Raw genomic sequence first — 18476 nt, forward strand, 5'->3', positions numbered from 1 at the left:
AGGTGCAGCGCACCGCAATATTTGTAAATAAACGGACGTCAACCATTAACCCAAACGCCCAGGTGCAGCGCACCGCAAGAAAAGCAACATTTGACGATTCCTGACAATACCTGACCTAATTATCCTCGCCACCTTTCCCTATCCAAGAATAAAATACAACACCATCGTCGCCGCAAAACTCGCAACGCCCTGCAAGCCGGTGAGAATGGTATGCGTGCGGTAGGTGTCTTTGGCTGAAATGCCGGTGAACTGCGATACCACCCAGAACCAGGCGTCATTCGTATGTGAAACGATCATCGCGCCGCTGCCTACGGCCATTACGACCAGCGTTATTTGAACGGGCGTTACAAAACCGAGCGATGCCAGTAATGGCGCCAGAATACTGGTAGTAAGTACCATCGCGGAAGTAGTAGATCCTTGCGCGGTTTTGAAGAATATTGCAATCAAAAACGCGATCACCAGCAAGTAGCCACCCGACATTTCATTGTGCAGCAGCCATTCGCTCACCATTTCTTTCAACGAAGTTTCTTTTAAAATCGCGCCGAATGCTCCTCCGGCGCCCACTAGCACGAGTGTGGTGCCGCAATGCTCGATACCGCTTTTGAAACAGGCCATCATGCGCTGCGAAGCATTCTCCGGAAATAAGGAGTAGCTGAAAAATATCGCGAGCAGGAACGATACGAGCGGACTTCCGAGGAAGCTCAGCCAATGCGTGAGTTCTTCCGGGAAATGCAGGATTTTGGCAAATGAGGCAAGGGTAATGAGCAAAATCGGCAGCACGATCGGCATGAATGCTTTCCAGGCCGGTGGTAGCAATTGTCCCTCGATCATCTGAGGCTCCTCTACGGCCGCATCGTCGACCAGTTTTACATTCTTTGCATATTTTCCGGCAAACCAGGTTGATAGGAAAAGACTGGGGATGGAGACGATCAAACCGATCAATATCACGAGGCCAATGGAATCCGGGATGCCCAGGTTACCGGCCGCGGATAATGGGCCGGGCGTCGGAGGGACTAATGTATGGGTTGCAAACAAACCGCCGGACAGCGATAATGCAATGGTAGCGAGCGGCTTACCGGTTCTTTTCGCGACGATCTGGTTGAGTTTATGCAAAATAATAAACCCCGAATCACAAAACACCGGAATACCAACAATGCCTCCGATAACCGACATGGCAAATGCAGGCCGCTTCTCTCCGAACAGCTTCAATATCACATCGGCTACTTTGATAGCCGCGCCGGATTTATCGAGAATTGCGCCTATTACACAGCCAAGGATTACCATTAGCCCTATTTTCGACATCAGTTCCCCAAAACCTTTGCCGATGGTTTCGGCTAGCTTATCAATGGGCAAACCGGCGAAAACGCCTACACCGATTGCCGCCAGCAGTAACCCGACCAGCGGGTGCATTTTTAAAACGGTGGAACTGAGGACGATAAACGCAATAGCAGCCAGTACGATGATGAAGATCATGCTTACAGGAGTTTGAGCACGGCTTCATCGCCCATTATCGCGTTGGCCGGACGTGGATGGCTGGCATCGAAAACGGCCAAATCCTTTTGTTCGAGCACTTTGGCCGGCTCCTCGTCGATTTGTCCGTCCTTGTTGGTGACGGCTTTCAGGTCGAGTTTCAAATGTTTGGCCATGAATGCGTACATCGCTTTCCGCTTCGACGGGCCGTAATCGTGCTTCTCGTCGGCCAAATGCATGGCTTCGAGGTTATCTTTTTTGTTATACAGCGAATAAATTTTCTGCATGAACGGATATTCGACATTCGGTGTGTTTTTGGTCCAGTCGCCGCCATCCGAGATCATGATCATAGGGCGCGGTGCGGTTAATGCGGCTATTTCCACATTGTTAGTTTGATATTCCCCTTTTTTATGAATAGGCAGACCACTTTCGCAAACGCAACCGCCGAAGAAATAAGCGGACACCATCACAACCGGCACAGAAACCTTCACCCGGTTATCCAATGCAGCGAGCAGGAACGTCTGCGTTCCCCCGCCCGATTCGCCGGTGCAAGCCACGCGGTTCGGGTCGACGCCCGGAACGGATAGCAGAAAATCTAAGGAACGAATGCTATTGATGGTCTGCAATTTCAATGCTTTGGCCATTTTATGTCCGCATTGGCCGGCATCACCCTGCCCTACCATGTCCCACACGAATACGATCGCGCCCATACGTGCGAGGGTCGCGCAGCGCTTCTGAGTCTGCTCGCGGAAGCGCCCGTGTGGGTTCTCGCCATGCCCGTGCGGCGCGAGGATGGCCGCGTAGGATTTCTGCTGTTTGGTCGGCCGGTACAAATTGCCGGTCACGTAAATGCCGGGCATGCTCTCGAATGCGACATTTTCGATGGTATAACCGTCCATTTCCTTTTTGGAATGGATGATCGGTTTCGAAGCCGGTTTCTCAGGCATTGATTGTAAATCCATACCATTGCGGATCTGCTGGCGGATTTCCGCGGCGCGGGCCTCCCATTCCACTTTGGAAGTGGGAACGTGCTTGTCGAGGAATGCTTTGCCTTGTTCTTCGGTGAAATAGGCCCCTTGGCAGAGTTCGGCCTGCTGGGCGTAGGATGCGGAAGCGAGGCCGAGCATTCCTGCAAGTATGGTATATCGGATTTTCATAGGGAATTGCAGTTTGGTAGCAAAAGCATGTCAAGCAAACAGAATACTGTAAAATACAGCCATTATTGGCCCAGAGGGCCATCCTGTTTATAGCAAAACGTGTTATGGTGAATGTTTACACCCCAGCGGGGTGTCCTGCGTCGTTTCGTAGCGTCGCAAAACAGGAGGCCCCGCCGGGGCCAAACCGCAGGTGATGCGGTCGGATTTGCTACAAACAGGAAGCCCCTACGGGGCGGTTTCGTTGTGAAATTCCGTTAATGGACCTCCGCCATCAGCCGTCGGCGGTCGGCCGTCGGCGGTCAAACCTCTTCCCGCAACCCGACCGGAATGGCGATCCGAACATAGCTTGGCAATATCACTGCTTCCAGCTCTTCCACAAGCCCCTTATATTCCCCATCGATCTGAAAATGCGCTGCTTTCTGCACGCATTCGATCTTCGCCTTTTCAACGGAAATTACCTTCATAATCTCGGGGTTGAAATCCGTACTGCCGGCGAGAATTTTGGCGGTTTCGATGAAGTCGAGCTTTTTGGCGATGACGAGTTCGAAAAAGCCGTCGCACATATCCCCTATTGGATTGATACTCACCCCCGTACCGTACTTTTTAGCATTGGCAATGATGACGATCAATGCCTCTGTTTCGAGCACTTCATCGCCCGCCGTGATTTTTACGTCGAAGTTTTCATGCTCGCTCAGCGTCCGCAGCATCTCCCGCGCATAGCCCAGTTTACCGCGCGTATCACTGTCCTCATAGTTTTTGACCAGTAATGCATTTAAACCAATATCCGCCAAATGCAAGCTGATTTCCCCATTGATTTCCACGGCGTCGATCGCGGAAACTTCGCCTTCGAATGCTACTTCCAGGGCCTGGTCGATGGAGCCGGTGAGCCCGAAATCTACGGACAGGCCGTTCGCCGAGCCGGCGGGGATAATGCAAAGAATAGAATCGGTACCATGCATTGCCTGTGCTACCATGGAAATAGTGCCATCGCCGCCGGCCACGAGCACGCGCTCCGGCCTGATATTTTCAACCATTTCTCTGATGGTCTGCTGATCGTCGTCGCCGGTGGTGTTGTAAATGCGCAGGTCGCAACCCTCGGCTTCCGATTTTTCAATAACCCTTTCAAAAATTACATCCTTGTTCACGTCCCCGGAAATGGGATTTACTACCAGCAAAACTTTCGGTTGTGAAGACATATTCGATAAATTAGGGACCTGATGTCGTAGAGGATAAAGATAGTTATGAAACGTTGTGACTTAAAACTATACCGCGGCTACGCCAACAAAAAGGAACTCGTTGTGTTTGGCCATGTGGTGAAAAAATACCCCTCGGGTGACCGGAAGTATACCAGACGCGGCTTTCGCTACGCAAAAACCATCATCGAGCTCTTTTCCATTAAAACCATTCCGTTCCTGACGCTCACGCTGCACGTGGGCGAAAAGACGTTCGAAACGACGGCGGAGGCGGATGGCTATTTCCGCTTCCAGGTGCCGCTCGACGCCGAAATTCCCGGCGGCTGGCATACCTACCGGGTTACATTAGACGACGAGATCAACGGCAAAAAGTACCACGCCGAAAGCTCCGAAGAATTTTTCGTGCCCTACAAAAGTTCGTACGGCCTCATTTCCGACATCGACGACACATTCCTGATTTCGCATAGCCGCCGTTCGTTCAGGAAGTTATTTGTCTTGTTATCCAAAAACGTGCAGGCCCGGAAGCCCTTCGACGACGTGGTGAAGCACTACCAGCTGCTTTCCTTCGCGAGCCGCACGCATCCGCAGAAGGACAGCAATATCTTCTTTTATGTGTCGAGCAGCGAATGGAATCTGTATGATATGATCGTGCGGTTCGCGGAGTTGAACGGGTTGCCGAAGGCTGTTCTGAAACTTAAAAAAATCAAATCGGGACTGGATGATTTTGTGATGACCGGCGGCGGTTCACATGAGCATAAGTTGCGAAAAATCCACAATATCATCAATTTTTACCCCGAATTGCAGTTCATATTGCTCGGCGACGATTCGCAGAAAGATCCTGAAATTTACGAGGAAATTTGTCGCACGTTCCCGCAAAGTATCCGCGCCGTGTATATGCGCCAGACGCGCCGACGGACCAAACCTCATACCACCGTATTGCTGAAAAGCATTCAGGAAATGGGTATCGATACCTGCTATTTCGCACACAGCAACAAGGCGATCATCCATTCGCTGGATACCGGCCTCGTGTTCCAGACTCCGGCCGAACCCGAGGTAAAAGAAATTGTGTCAAAAGCGATATCCTGACCGGCAAAGCAATGCAGGCAGGCTATTTCAATGGCGCCCGAACCGGCACGGGTTTGGGCAAATAACCACGGTTTCGTAACTTGACCCTCCCCATTATTTGGAATAACCATGAAAAAAATCCTGATCGTTGAGGATGACCGCAGGATCGCACAGAACATTTTTCGCGGGCTGGCTGCCGAAAATTTCGAAGCGGAGATTGCCTATGACGGCATTACGGGCAAGCAAATGGCCCTCGAAAAGAAGTTTGACCTGGTACTGCTGGATGTAAACCTGCCGGGCATGAAGGGCTATGACGTTTGCCAGCAGATCCGGATTTACAAGCCATCGCTGCCCATTATCATGCTCACGGCTTTCGGGGAAATCGAGGATAAGGTGGAAGGGCTCAACAGCGGCGCCGACGATTACATTGTTAAACCATTCGATTTCAGGGAATTACTAGCAAGGGTCAATGCCGCATTGCGCGTTTCCGAGCTCATGAATCCCGAAACTTCCGACAAAATCCTGCGCATTGCCGACCTGGAAATGAACCTCGGTACCAAACAGGTGAAGCGTGCCGGTAACATTATCGATCTCACGGCCAAGGAGTTTGCATTACTGGAATACTTCCTGCTCCATCGGGGAAGGGTAGTTTCGAAAATGGACCTGGCGGAGCACGTCTGGCACCTCAATTTCGACCCAGGGACCAATGTAGTAGAGGTGTATATCAATTATTTACGCAAAAAAGTCGATAAGGACTACCCTACCAAGCTCATCCATACCCGGCCGGGAATGGGGTACATTATGAAAGAAGAATAGCCTCCTATGAAGATCAAAGACCGTATCGCCCTTCAATTCACGCTCCTCGTGGCGGGGGTGCTGCTGGTGTTTTCCATTGCCATTTACAGCGTTTCGGAGCATTACCGACAGGAAGAATTTTATGATCGCCTCCGCGGCCGTGCCCGTACAACCTGCCGCCTGCTCGTGAAAGTGAAGGGTATAGACAAAGATTTGCTCAAAGCGATCGACCAGAACACGCTTTCGGAAATGCTGGATGAGAAGGTACTGATTTTTGATTCCAAGAACGAACTGATCTATTCTTCCGTCGACGACAAGCTGCTTACCTACCATACCTCCCTGCTGAATGATGTGCGGGAAAAGGAATATATGGAGTTTCACCAGGGCGAAAATGAGGTGATAGGCCTGCTGTACCAGGAGGGCGACGATCCGCTGGTGGTACTGGCGTCGGCTTACGATACTTTCGGGCATAGCAAGTTGCAGAACCTGCGGAGTACGCTCGGCTGGGGATTGGTGGCGGGGATAGCGTTGACGGTCGGGCTGGGGATTTACTTTGCAGGCAATGCATTGAAACCCATTAGCCGCATCAATGCGCAGGTATCCCTCATTACGGCGCAGAATTTGTCCCAAAAACTCGATGAAGGCAATCGGAAAGACGAGATTGCGCAACTCGCAATCAACTTCAATACAGTACTTTACAGACTTAATAAAGCATTTGAACAACAAAAAAGCTTTGTGTCCCACGCTTCTCACGAGCTCAGGACACCGTTAGCGGCCTTGAAATCCGAAATCCAGCTCGGGCAACGTTTCAACAAGGATAATCCTGAAATCGAGGAGGTTTTCGCGAACCTGTTTTCGGATACCGAACGGCTCATCAGCATTACCAACAACCTGCTGTTCCTCGCGCGCTCGTACGAGAATATGGGTAACATGAAAATGTCGCATATCCATATCGAGGACCTTGCCTTTGTGGCGAAAGAAGAGCTACTCTCCTCCCACCCCGATTACAATGTGGTGATCGACTACGAAACGATCCCCGAAAACGAGAACGAAACGGTGATCGAAGGCAATGAGGAACTGCTCAAAAGGGTATTTACCAACCTGCTCGACAATGCCTGCAAATATTCGTCCGACCACAGCGCGCAGATTCTGATCTCGTCGGACGACAAATCCTGCATTGTGAAAGTCCGCGACCGCGGCATCGGGATCAGCGAGGATGATCTTCCGCATATTTTCAACCCGTTTTTCAGGTCGTCCAATGCCACCGAACTGCCGGGGTTCGGCATTGGGCTCTCCATTTGCCAGCGGATCGTGGAGCTGCACCACGGTACTATTTCCGTGACCAGCGAGATCGGCCGGGGCAGCGAATTTCAGGTACAACTGCACCATGTTTGAGGCCCGCTGGTTAAGCCCCGGGCTTTCTAATTTTTTTCTAAGGTTATTTTAAGGCTGGTGTAATACCGGTGTCGGAATATCGCACATTCTAACACGGAAATTATGCGAATATACCTCACCGGGCTTTTAGTACTCCTAACAACCGCCTTACACGCACAGGACACGCTCCGGCTCTCGATCCGGCAGGCCGACAGCCTGTTTTTGCAGCACAACCTGGAAATCCTGGCCGAAAAATACCAGATCGACATTGCGAAGTCGGTTGAAATCCAGGACAAGCTTTGGAATAACCCTACTTTCGGGGTCGAAATCAGTGCCTATAACCCCTCACGCGGTGCGCTCGATGTGGGCAGGCACGGCCAGAAAGCATTCACGATCCAGCAACTCATTACCCGCGCAGGCAAGCGTAACAAGCAGGTCGCACTGGACGTGGAATCGACCCGGAAGACGGAATTTCAGTTCTATAATCTGATTCGCACATTAAAATTCGAGCTGCGCCAGATCTTCTTCGAGTCATACTACCTCGAACAGACCGTAGCGCTCTACGATAACCAGATCGCGACGCTCACCACGACCGTCAGCGCGTTTGATAAAGAATATAACCGCAAGAATATCTCGCTCAAAGAGGTCGTCCGTCTCAAAGCACTACTTTTCGAGCTCACTAACGAGCGGGCCAATATTCTTTTTGAATTACAGGAAAACCAGCGCGACCTCCGCACATTACTCAGCACGGAGCAACCTGTTAAATCGATCGTCGATAGCACTGAAATTCAGCGCTACCACCTCGACCGCTACAATCTTGCCGCATTGAAAGAAAAGGCATTGCAAAGCCGCGCCGATCTGAAAGTAGCGCAATCGGAGACGAAACAAGCGGAATTGAACTACACCTTGCAAAAAGCGTTGGCGAAACCGGACGTACAGGTAGGGGCGGTATATGACCAGGCCAGTAACTATCAGAACAACTATTTCGGCGTGAATGCGAGCATCGACCTGCCGTTTTTCAACCGCAACCAGGGAAATATCCGTGCGGCCAAAAGCAATATCAGCTACTACAAAACCGCCGAGAATGCCAAGCAGAACAGCGTGAGCAACGAGGTGGATGCCGCCGTTCAAAAAGTGGGCATTGCCGATAAGGCATTCCAAAGCGTCGAAGGGCAATTCACCGACCAGTTCCAGCTCCTCAGCAACGGCATTTATGACAATTTCCAGAAACGGAACATTACCCTGCTGGAATTCATCGACTTCATCGAAACCTACAACGAGAGCATCAAGGAATATAACCGCCTCCAAGCCGACCGCATCAAGGTATACGAGGAGCTCAATTACGTCGTCGGCGAAGAACTATTCAACTAACCATTCAAACTGAACACAACTTATTCACGGCATTGCCACTAATGCATTTCCCAATGAAAAATACACTGTATGTTGTCGTGCTGGCCGCTGTGGGCGTGTGGCTGACGTCCTGCGAGCAAAAAAAGGTTGAAAACGACGAGTCGAAAGCGTTTATGCTTTCGGATACCATGATGAGCCGCATTAAAATTGATACCGTGCGCACCGAGCCGGTCCGTAATGAGCTCACATTGGTCGGCAAGGTCGTTCCCGACGAGAACCAGGTCATTAAAGTATACCCGCTGGTGGGCGGTAATGTGGAAGAAGTGGATGTGGAGCTAGGCGATAACGTCCGCAAAGGCCAGAAACTCGCTACCATTCGCTCGGGCGAAGTGGCTGATTTCGAGCGCCAGATGATCCAGGCGCAGTCCGACTTACTTATTGCGCAGAAAAACCTTTCATCGACCGAAGATTTGTTCGAAAGTAAACTGGTACCGGAGCGCGATGTGATTTCGGCGCGTCAGATTGTCGACAAAGCGCAGGCGGAGCTGAACCGCGTGAAGGAGGTTTTCTCGATTTACGGTTTGGGTAAATCCACCAACTACACTGTCAAATCTCCTATCAACGGCTTTATCATCGACAAAAATGTGAACCGCGGCATGCAGCTGCGTTCCGATAACTCCGAAAGCCTCTTCACCGTGGGCCAGATCGCCGATGTGTGGGTGATGGCCAATGTGAACGAGAGCGACATTCCGCGCATCAAGCTCGGTATGCCCGCGGAAGTCCGCACGATCAGCTTTTCGGACGAAGTTTTTAAAGGTAAAGTCGATAAAATCTACAACGTCCTCGACCCCGACACCAAGGCGATGAAAATTCGCATTCAGTTGCAGAATGTGGGTTTCAAACTCAAACCCGAAATGCACGCGACCGTCAGCCTTAACTTCGAAGAGGGCGAACAGATGCAGGCGATCCCGTCCCAATCCGTCATTTTCGACCGTAGCAAGAATTGGGTAATGGTATATCACAGCCGCACGAAAATCGAAACGCGCCCCGTGGAAGTCTACCGTTCCCTCGCGAATACGACGTACGTACGCGAAGGCCTCAAACCCGGCGAGACGATCATTTCCAAGAATCAGCTGCTTGTGTATGATGCCTTGAATGATTAGTGTCGAATGATTGAATGATTGAATGATCGAATGATTGAATGATCGAATATTGCTTACGCATGAGTACTCATACAGCCATCTCCTGTGCAAGCCATCCACTCATTCGAAATTCGCTCATTCGCCATTCCACAGCCACCCATTCGCTCATTCACTCATTCACTCATTCACTCATTCAATCATTCAATCATTCAATCATTCAGTCATTCAATCATTGACTCATGAACAAATTCATTCGGGGAATCGTCGGGTTTTCATTGAAAAACCGGTTCTTCATATTCTTTATGACAGGCCTGCTGATCATTTCGGGCATTGTCAGCTACCAAAACACGCCGCTGGAAGCTTTTCCGGACGTGACCAACACGCAGATCATCATCGTAACGCAATGGAACGGGCGCAGCGCCGAGGAAATAGAGCGTTTCGTGACGGTACCGATCGAAGTCGCTATGAACTCCGTGCAGCAGAAAACCAATGTACGGAGCACGACGATGTTCGGTTTGAGCATTGTCAAGATCATTTTCGATGATAATGTCGAGGACTTTTTCGCCCGCCAACAGGTGAATAACCAGTTGCGCACCGTGTCGCTGCCCGACGGCGTCGAGCCTGACGTGCAGCCTCCTTACGGCCCTACCGGCGAGATTTTCCGTTTTACATTGCAAAGCAAGGACCGCGACAGCCGCGAGCTGCTTACCCTTCACAAATGGGTGATTGACCGCCAGTTGCGCAGCGTGCCGGGCGTGGCTGATGTGGTCGCATTCGGGGGCCGCGACAAGATTTACGAGGTACAGGTGAACCCCACCAAGCTCGTGAAATACAACATTACGCCCCTGGAAGTGTACCAGGCCGTTACGAAAAGCAATATCAATGTCGGCGGGGATGTGATCGAGAAAAACGGGCAGGCGTACGTGGTACGCGGGATCGGGCTGCTAAACTCCATTCCCGACATTCAGAACATCATTGTCGAATATGTGAAAGACTACCCCGTGCTAGTGAAGGACGTGGCCGACGTGAAGGAATCCGATATGCCGCGTGTAGGGCAAGTGGGACTCGATGGAAATGACGACGTGGTAGAAGGTATTGTAGTACAAAGAAAAGGCGAAAACCCGAGCGAAGTGCTGGCTCGGGTAAAGGATAAAATCGAGGAATTGAATACCAAAATCCTCCCGCCGGATGTCAAAATGGTCACATTCTACGACCGCGACAACCTCATCGAGTTCTGCGCGCATACCGTAAAGCATAACCTCGTGGAAGGCATCGTGCTCGTGACGGTGATCGTGTTCCTTTTCATGGCCGACTGGCGCACGACCGTCATCGTGTCCATTATCATCCCGCTCGCATTGCTGTTCGCATTCATGTGCTTGAAATTGAAAGGCATGTCGGCCAACCTGCTCTCGATGGGCGCTATCGACTTCGGGATCATCATCGACGGCGCCGTGGTGATGGTGGAAGGGATATTCGTGGCGCTGGATCATCTGGCGCACCGGAATGGTATGGACCGTTTCAACAAGCTCTCAAAACTAGGCCTCATCAAACGCACCGGCGGGGAGCTCGGTAAAGCCATTTTCTTTTCCAAACTCATCATTATCACCGCATTGATCCCCATTTTCAGTTTTCAGAAAGTGGAAGGCAAAATGTTCACCCCACTGGCTTACACGCTCGGCTTCGCATTGCTCGGAGCATTGTTGTACACGCTCACGCTGGTGCCGGTACTTTGTTCTATTTTGCTCAAAAAGAATGTGCGTGAAAAGAGCAATCCGGTCGTGCGCTTTTTTGACCACACGGTAATCAAAGGTTTTGAATGGTGCTATGCGCGCAAAAAACTGAGCGTCATCTTCGCATTCGCATTCCTTGGCATTACGCTCTTTTCGTCCAAATTCCTCGGTACCGAGTTCCTTCCGACACTGAATGAAGGCGCGTTGTGGGTGGAAGCCAAAATGCCGATGAGCAGCTCGCTGGCCGAAACCACCAAAATGGTAACGACGCTTCGTGCCAAACTCAATGAATTTCCGGAAGTGAATGGGGTATTGTCCCAAACCGGCCGTTCCAACGACGGTACCGATCCGTCGGGCTTCTATTATGTGCAAATGCAGGTGAACTTGAAACCGAAGGATGAATGGAAACGCAAGATCAGCCAGGACGACCTGATCGAACAAATGGACACGAAACTGAAAGAATTCCAGGGCATTAACTACAATTATTCGCAGCCCATTATCGATAATGTGGCCGAGGCCGTGGCGGGGATGAATGCAAGTAATGCCGTGAAAATCTACGGCGACGACCTCGAAACGTTGAACCAAAAGGCCAATGAGGTGTTGGAAAAAATCAAGGATGTGCCGGGTATCAAAGACGTGGGTATCCTGCGGAACATTGGCCAGCCGGAGATCAGCGTCATCCTCCACGACCACAAAATGGCGCAGTACGGTGTAAGCATCGCCGACGCTCAGGCGGTAATCGAGATGGCGATCGGGGGTAAAACGGCGTCGATCCTGTACGAAGGCGAGCGGAAATTCGATATTCGCCTGCGCTATGAACAGCAGTACCGCCGCACGGTCGACGATATTCAGCAGCTGATGGTACCTACATTGACCGGCGGGAAAATTCCGTTGAAGGAAATCTCGACCATCCGCACCGTTACCGGTCCGGCATTCGTGTACCGCGATAACAACAAGCGCTTCATCGGTGTGAAATTCTCCGTCCGCGAGCGCGATCTGGGCAGTACCATTGCCGAAGCGCAATCGAAGGTGAAGCCGTTGCTTTCATCGTTGCCAAAAGGCTATTCGGTAAGCTGGTCGGGCGAGTTCGAGAACCAGGTACGCGCTACGGCACGATTGGGACAAGTGGTACCGATCAGTTTGGTAGGGATATTCATATTACTCTTCATTATGTTCAGCAATGCCAAAGACGCGGGTCTGGTGCTGATCAACGTGCCATTCGCATTGATCGGCGGTATCCTCGCGCTGCACGTCACACATATGAACTTCGGTATCTCTGCAGGTGTAGGATTTATAGCCCTTTTCGGTCTCTGCGTTCAAAATGGGGTGATATTGATTTCGGTATTCAATAAAAACCTGGCTGCACGGATGACGCTCGACGACGCGATCCGCGAAGGCGTAAAATCGCGGATCAGACCGGTGATTATGACTGCCTTGATGGCCGCCATTGGTTTGCTCCCGGCAGCAGTCTCCACCGGTATCGGTTCTGAAACCCAAAAGCCGCTGGCCATTGTAGTAATCGGGGGATTGATCACCGCTACCGTGCTGACGCTGCTGATATTCCCGATCATTTACGGGTTTTTCAATAGGAAGGTGAAGGTTTCTAAGTATGCCTGATGAATGTTGTGAAGTAAGAGTGATGGCCATCTGCACACGCGGATGGCCTTTTTATATTTTACCATTATTCAAATTCGAGAAATCATACCCGATATGAAACACATACCGCAGCGACACCCCGAAATTCCACCCTGAGCCGTCGCCCTCGATCCGCGCGCGTTCTGTTTCTACGCCATTCACTTTGTATACCAAATCCGTAGTCAGGGAATTGCCCATACCCCATTGTTTACGGGCAAATAGCGACATATCAATCGACTTGACGACTTTGATCACATATTCTGCCGACGCTTCTACCAGGCCGGTCATGGATTTGGCAATGCGTGTGTCGCTTGACATAAACAAGGTGTCGACGCCCTGCCGCGGGCCTCGGTTGCGATAGCCGGAAAATTCCATATAATCCTTCGCCCGCCCGGAATTGGGCACGAGCCCAGCCCCGGCGCTGATCCAGAATGCCGATTTGCGAACGGAGGGCTTTCCGAAAAGCAGCCGCCATTTCCCACGGAGTATCAGGCTGTTTTTATCGTTTTCCATCTGGTATTTCAATGGGTTATCCCCGTAAATCATCAGCACATTATGGATGGCCGCGCGGTCGTATTCGAGCTCCACATTCCATTGCTCTTTAAAAACCCATCCGGCAGTAGCGCCCCAGGCCGATACCGTAGGTGACTCCGTGCCTATCAGTTGGTCGAAATCGTTGTTGATCGTGTTTTTATCATTCCGCACAAAACCACTAATGCCCACATACCAGCGATCATGCACCTTCACATCGCCGAACTTTTTAAGCAGTGATTCGGTGTTGTACGGCTTTGCGCCAATCGGCTTGGTGTAGATTTTCCGGTAGTAATCCGCGTCCTGCGCCCGGACCTGAATGAATGCGGCAAAGAAGAGGAATGTAAAGATGGGTTTCATAGAAGTGCCGGTTTTCTCTGCCCTTACGCGCGTCTCCGCCCGATCGTTGCATGAAAAACGTCGGCTAATGCAGTTGCAGGCAATTATTTGGCCGACTGGAAACTGATGGTGAAGGTAGTACCCTTGCCCAGCTCCGATTGCACCTCGATGCGCCCGTGGTGTGCGTGGATAATGCTCATGGTCGTCGACAAACCGATCCCCATTCCATTGTTTTTACCGGTAAAATAGGGTTCGAAAATCTTGTCCATATGCTCCTCGCTGATACCCGAGCCATTATCTACAAACACTACCTGGATATGGTCGCCGTGGTTGCGGGTCGAGATCCTGAGAATGCCCTTGTCCTCCTCCATGGCCTCGATGGCATTGGTAATGAGGTTCAGGAAAGCCATTTGCAGGGATACCGTGTCGAGCGGCAATGCGAGTTCTTCTTCGGCAAATTCGTTGACGATCTGGATCCTTTTGAGCTGCACGCGGTCCAGCGCAGCCGAAATAGCCTGGCTGAGTACCGAATGCACCGAACTCTCCACCAGCTCTATATCTTCCGAAGAAGATGGTTGCAGCAGTTGCGTGATCAGGTCGTTGATACGCGTGCAGTTGCGCTTGATGATTTGTGTATAAAACTTCTGGTCTTCGTCGGTAAGCTCCATTTCGAGCTGTTCGGCGGAGAGGTTCACGTTCGTGAGCGGGTTACGCACCTCATGCGCGAGCATACGCACGAGCCGGCCCGTTACCGCCATTTTTTCAGAAAACAACCTTTCTTTTTCCGACTGCTTCCGGGCGGTCATATCGTGTAACCGGCCCTGGATGTAGGGATGGTCGTCGTCCACTTCCACCGAGGCGGAGAAGAGGCAGTACTTCTTATCCGCATCTTTTGTGATCAGGCGTACTTCTTGATCGTGAATGGGCTGGTCGGCAATGTCCTTCCAGCGCGTCGCGAACAGAGGATCTTCCACGAATTCGGTGATCTTTTTCTCTTTCAACTCCTCACCTGAATAGCCCGTGAGAATGCTCGCAGCATCGTTGAAATCAATGATATTGCCTTCCAGATCGCTGATAAACAGGAAGTCGTTCGATTCTTCGAATACGCGGCGGTAACGGCGCTCGCTATGGCGCAATGCTTTGAGTACCGATGTGCGCTCCAATGCATACCGGATGCTCCGTTCCAGCTTTTCGGCGTCGAGTTCGCTTTTGATGAGGTAGTCGGCAGCTCCCAGGCGCAATGCCTCGACGGCTATCTTGGTATCGCCTTTGCCGGTCAGCAGGATAATTGGTTCCTCGCATTCGAAATTGCACGCAAGTTCGATGAGGTCGATACCGGTGTTTTCGCCGAGCAGGTAATCGAACAGGTACAGGTCGAATTTGTTGTTCCTGATCTGTGCCTCCGCATCTTTGAAAGTGGCGCACCAGGTGATATCGAACTTCCAGTTGACCAGATCCTGAAAATATTCACGGGTCAGGAAATAATCGTCCTCGTCGTCGTCTACCAGCAGTACCCTGATCAATTTATTCATTCCGCGCTCCGCTTCCGCTATCAGATATCAAATTGTTTCATTTTGTTATACAGCGTCTTACGGTCTATGTTCAGTAAACGAGCCGCTTTGCTTTTATTGAAATTGACATCCCGCAACACCTGCATAATCATGTCATATTCGGCCTCGTTGGCCACTGTTTTCAGGCTTGGCTTGGTTTCGTCGCCATCGGCATTGTCGGAAAGCAGCGAAGATGCCGCGCTTATCGCCGGGGTCGGTTCGTCGTCGAGGTCTTTCAGGCGCTTGTAGTTCACAATTTCGAACGGCAATGCCTTTTCTTCGATCAATTCACCGTCCGAAAGCAGCGTCGAACGCTTGATCACGTTTTTCAGCTCGCGAAGGTTACCCGGCCAGGAGTAATTCAGGAAGTCATTTTTAACCTCTTCCGAAAACCCTTTTACATTCTTGCCGAGCTCCGCATTGGTAGTTTCAAGAAACGTCGTAGCAAAAAGCATCAGATCATCCCTGCGGTTGCGCAATGCAGGCACTTCGATCGTGAATTCATTGAACCGGTAATAAAGGTCTTCACGGAACTTGCCATTACGCGCCGAATCGAGCAACCGCTCGTTACTCGCCACGATAATCCGCACGTCGAGATCGATCTCTTTCGAACCGCCGATGCGGCGCATTTTACGCTCCTGCACCACGCGGAGCAATGCAACCTGTATTTCGTAGGAAAGATTGGATACCTCGTCGAGGAACAGCGTACCGCCGTTTGCCAGCTCGAAATGCCCTATTTTAGTCTGTAATGCTCCTGTAAATGAGCCTTTTTCATGCCCAAACAATTCACTACCTGCCAGTTCTTTGGAAATAGCACCGCAGTCCATCGCCACAAACGGCATATCCCTGCGCTTCGAGCGGTTATGGATTTCCTGCGCAATGGCCTCCTTACCCGAGCCGCTTTCACCGTAAATAATCACACTGAAATTGGTAGGCGCAACCAGGTCCACCTGCCGGAAAAGGTTATCCGACACATCGCTGCTACCCATCACGTAGCCCGCTTTTGTACGCGACTGGCTTTTACGGCTGGATTTCACCGGCTCTGAAACGCCGTCGGAAGTGGCTGCCGGGGCGATATACTGCTGATCCTCGTTTTGCGCTGCCTCCGCGTCGGCGATGGCTTTTTTTACGGTAACCAGGATTTCGTCGGGGAAAAGCGGCTTGGTAATGTAATCGTAAGCGCCGAGCTTCATCACATTCACGGCCACTTTGATATCCGAATAACCGGTAATGATCAGGACGGGCACATTAGGCCTTTTGGATTTGATGGTCGTCAGCAGTTCGGTCCCGGTAATATCCCCGAGCCTGAAATCGGTCATGACAAGGTCCGGAGAAATGGATTCTATCAATGCGAGCCCGTCTTTACCATTCTGGGCTGTTTCTACTATAAAATCATTTTTTGACAAAAAACGCTTCAAAAGGAAGCAAATATCCGCTTCATCATCAACAACAACTATTTTTTTCATGCCGGGTGTAAGGGCTTAACTTGTTTTTAAATAGTAACTCTCAACCTCGCGGTGGGTATATTCAACTGCTCGCGGTACTTCGCCACCGTACGCCGGGCGACGGAATAGCTTCTTTCCGCAAGCATATCTGTAATTTGTTGGTCATTGTATGGATGGCGCTTATCCTCTTCCGCCACTATCTCGCGGATCGCCTCCTGGATCTCGCGGTTGGAAACCTCGGTACCGTCCTCATTCGTCACGCCTTCCGTGAACAGGTCTTTCAGCAGCACAATGCCGAATGGCGTCTGCACATATTTGTTGGTCGTAACCCGAGATACGGTAGAAATGTCCATATCGATGATTTCCGCCACGTCTTTCAGGATCATCGGGCGAAGTTTCTTGATATCGCCGGTTTGGAAGTAGTCGTATTGCAGCCTCACAATCGCCTTCAACGTATTCAGCATCGTGTTTTCGCGCTGCTTGATAGCGTCGATGAACCATTTGGCCGAATTCATCTTGTTTTTGAGGAACTGGTTGGTGGCCTTATCCCGCTTTTCCTCCGCCATTTGGGTAAAAACCTTGTTCAGCTTCAAGGCAGGGCTGTTTCCCCAGGTAAGCTGCACTTCGATCTCCCCGTCTTCCGTATACCACAGCATGAAATCCGGCTTAATGCTTTCGTTCACGATCGAGTCGTTGCGGAGGCCCGATGCCGGTTTCGGATTGAGTGTGGTGATCAGCTGAATGGCCTTTTTTAACGATTCCTCGTCCAGCCCGGTAATCCGCATGATCTTGTCGTAATTACGAGATCCCAGCTCGTCGAATGCATCGCAGACGATCTTGTAAGACCATTTCCAGGTATCGTTCTGGTTGTCCATACGGTTGAGCTGGATGAGCAGGCATTCCCGCAAATCACTGGCCGCTATGCCGGGCGGATCGAGCTGTTGGATAATTTTCAGCATCGTGTTCACTTCGTCGGTGTCGATAAACATGCTGTTCGCAAATGAAATATCGTCCGCAATCACATCGCTTTCCCTTCTGAGGAACCCGTCCTCGTCCAGTGAGTCGAGGATGAAGTCCGCGATCAGTTGCTGACGCTCATCCAGTTGCAGAAAGTGTACCTGCTGCTTAAGGTCGTCCCTGAAAGAGATCGCCTCCACCATCGGCCGGGTATATAATTCGTTGTCCGCCGACTGGTTGTTTGCATACGTTTTATAGTCGGGAATGTCGTCGTCGCGGAACTCGTCCCAGTCGTAATAATCTTGTACGGAATTATCTTCGCCGCCCGACGAATTGTCCGCATCGTCGAACTCTTCGGGTGCATCTTCCGACGTACTTTCCTCCTTCCCCTCTTCCAGTATAGGGTTTTCTTCCAGTTCTTCCTTAATCCTTTGTTCAAGCTCCATTGTAGTCAGGTGCAGTAAATTCAGCATCTGAATTTGCAAGGGAGAGTATTTTAAAGTCTGTCTCTGCGTCTGCGTCTGTCTTTGCATATAGCAACTAAGGGTAAAATTTACATTCTCTTGGTGCTTTAAATTTACGACTCTTTATCCAATCTTGACTCAACGGAGAGGTGCGTTACCGAAGATTGCGTAGTTATTTCCACATACTGAGTACAATATTTCAGAATGTAGAGCTACTCCCCATCCAAAAACGCCCCCGCAGCCACGCTGATCGGCTTTTGCCAAGGCGTCCGACACGGT

At 50.9% G+C, this 18476-nt stretch carries 13 protein-coding genes; 6 read left to right on the forward strand and 7 right to left on the reverse strand.

Annotated elements, in window-relative coordinates; all coding sequences use genetic code 11:
• Positions 1–138 precede the first annotated feature (138 nt).
• The 3 genes from BLQ88_RS30650 to BLQ88_RS30660 form a co-directional block, all read right to left on the reverse strand.
• Positions 139–1473 (reverse strand): GntP family permease, encoded by a 1335-nt coding sequence (locus BLQ88_RS30650; RefSeq protein ID WP_090156837.1) that lies wholly within the window; start codon positions 1471–1473, stop codon positions 139–141.
• Positions 1474–1475: 2 nt separating this feature from the next.
• The gene (locus tag BLQ88_RS30655) at positions 1476–2627 is read right to left on the reverse strand and encodes an alpha/beta hydrolase family protein (protein ID WP_090156838.1); all 1152 of its coding nucleotides are present in this window, start codon (positions 2625–2627) and stop codon (positions 1476–1478) included.
• Positions 2628–2926: 299 nt separating this feature from the next.
• Positions 2927–3823, reverse strand: a complete 897-nt coding sequence (locus BLQ88_RS30660) for a diacylglycerol/lipid kinase family protein (protein ID WP_090156839.1) — start codon at positions 3821–3823, stop codon at positions 2927–2929.
• Between the two features lie 45 nt (positions 3824–3868).
• Between BLQ88_RS30660 and BLQ88_RS30665 the strand changes: the two genes are divergently transcribed.
• The 6 genes from BLQ88_RS30665 (at position 3869) to BLQ88_RS30690 (ending at position 12893) form a co-directional block, all read left to right on the forward strand.
• The gene (locus tag BLQ88_RS30665; protein WP_090156840.1) at positions 3869–4906 is read left to right on the forward strand and encodes an App1 family protein phosphatidate phosphatase; all 1038 of its coding nucleotides are present in this window, start codon (positions 3869–3871) and stop codon (positions 4904–4906) included.
• Positions 4907–5014: 108 nt separating this feature from the next.
• Positions 5015–5701: a response regulator transcription factor gene (locus tag BLQ88_RS30670; protein WP_090156841.1), complete on the forward strand. Its 687-nt coding sequence runs from the start codon at positions 5015–5017 to the stop codon at positions 5699–5701.
• A gap of 6 nt (positions 5702–5707) precedes the next feature.
• On the forward strand, positions 5708–7075 hold the full coding sequence (locus BLQ88_RS30675) for a HAMP domain-containing sensor histidine kinase (protein ID WP_090156842.1): 1368 nt from the start codon (positions 5708–5710) through the stop codon (positions 7073–7075).
• Between the two features lie 102 nt (positions 7076–7177).
• On the forward strand, positions 7178–8425 hold the full coding sequence (locus tag BLQ88_RS30680; RefSeq protein ID WP_090156843.1) for a TolC family protein: 1248 nt from the start codon (positions 7178–7180) through the stop codon (positions 8423–8425).
• A 53-nt stretch (positions 8426–8478) separates the two neighbouring features.
• Positions 8479–9567 (forward strand): efflux RND transporter periplasmic adaptor subunit, encoded by a 1089-nt coding sequence (locus BLQ88_RS30685; protein WP_090156844.1) that lies wholly within the window; start codon positions 8479–8481, stop codon positions 9565–9567.
• A 218-nt stretch (positions 9568–9785) separates the two neighbouring features.
• Complete coding sequence (locus BLQ88_RS30690; RefSeq protein ID WP_090156845.1) at positions 9786–12893, forward strand: efflux RND transporter permease subunit; 3108 nt, start codon at positions 9786–9788, stop codon at positions 12891–12893.
• Between the two features lie 51 nt (positions 12894–12944).
• Here BLQ88_RS30690 and BLQ88_RS30695 read toward each other — a convergent pair whose 3' ends face one another.
• The 4 genes from BLQ88_RS30695 to rpoN form a co-directional block, all read right to left on the reverse strand.
• Entirely contained in the window at positions 12945–13802 is an 858-nt protein-coding gene (locus BLQ88_RS30695; protein WP_090156846.1) for a hypothetical protein, read from the reverse strand.
• Positions 13803–13885: 83 nt separating this feature from the next.
• A complete protein-coding gene (locus BLQ88_RS30700) occupies positions 13886–15313 on the reverse strand; it encodes a hybrid sensor histidine kinase/response regulator (protein ID WP_090156847.1) in 1428 nt (475 codons plus the stop codon).
• Positions 15314–15333: 20 nt separating this feature from the next.
• Positions 15334–16797, reverse strand: a complete 1464-nt coding sequence (locus BLQ88_RS30705) for a sigma-54-dependent transcriptional regulator (RefSeq protein WP_090156848.1) — start codon at positions 16795–16797, stop codon at positions 15334–15336.
• A 26-nt stretch (positions 16798–16823) separates the two neighbouring features.
• Positions 16824–18266, reverse strand: a complete 1443-nt coding sequence (gene rpoN, locus BLQ88_RS30710; RefSeq protein WP_090156849.1) for an RNA polymerase factor sigma-54 — start codon at positions 18264–18266, stop codon at positions 16824–16826.
• Between the last annotated feature and the right edge of the window lie 210 nt (positions 18267–18476).

The organism is Dyadobacter soli (assembly GCF_900101885.1).
In the GTDB taxonomy this organism is placed as follows: Bacteria; Bacteroidota; Bacteroidia; order Cytophagales; family Spirosomataceae; genus Dyadobacter; species Dyadobacter soli.

Bases quoted from the DNA above. Each gene is read 5' to 3' on its own strand.
- BLQ88_RS30650 (WP_090156837.1), bottom strand. From the start codon at position 1,473: ATGATCTTCATCATCGTACTGGCTGCTATTGCGTTTATCGTCCTCAGT.
- BLQ88_RS30655 (WP_090156838.1), bottom strand. From the start codon at position 2,627: ATGAAAATCCGATATACCATACTTGCAGGAATGCTCGGCCTCGCTTCC.
- BLQ88_RS30660 (WP_090156839.1), bottom strand. From the start codon at position 3,823: ATGTCTTCACAACCGAAAGTTTTGCTGGTAGTAAATCCCATTTCCGGG.
- BLQ88_RS30665 (WP_090156840.1), top strand. From the start codon at position 3,869: ATGAAACGTTGTGACTTAAAACTATACCGCGGCTACGCCAACAAAAAG.
- BLQ88_RS30670 (WP_090156841.1), top strand. From the start codon at position 5,015: ATGAAAAAAATCCTGATCGTTGAGGATGACCGCAGGATCGCACAGAAC.
- BLQ88_RS30675 (WP_090156842.1), top strand. From the start codon at position 5,708: ATGAAGATCAAAGACCGTATCGCCCTTCAATTCACGCTCCTCGTGGCG.
- BLQ88_RS30680 (WP_090156843.1), top strand. From the start codon at position 7,178: ATGCGAATATACCTCACCGGGCTTTTAGTACTCCTAACAACCGCCTTA.
- BLQ88_RS30685 (WP_090156844.1), top strand. From the start codon at position 8,479: ATGAAAAATACACTGTATGTTGTCGTGCTGGCCGCTGTGGGCGTGTGG.
- BLQ88_RS30690 (WP_090156845.1), top strand. From the start codon at position 9,786: ATGAACAAATTCATTCGGGGAATCGTCGGGTTTTCATTGAAAAACCGG.
- BLQ88_RS30695 (WP_090156846.1), bottom strand. From the start codon at position 13,802: ATGAAACCCATCTTTACATTCCTCTTCTTTGCCGCATTCATTCAGGTC.
- BLQ88_RS30700 (WP_090156847.1), bottom strand. From the start codon at position 15,313: ATGAATAAATTGATCAGGGTACTGCTGGTAGACGACGACGAGGACGAT.
- BLQ88_RS30705 (WP_090156848.1), bottom strand. From the start codon at position 16,797: ATGAAAAAAATAGTTGTTGTTGATGATGAAGCGGATATTTGCTTCCTT.
- rpoN (WP_090156849.1), bottom strand. From the start codon at position 18,266: ATGCAAAGACAGACGCAGACGCAGAGACAGACTTTAAAATACTCTCCC.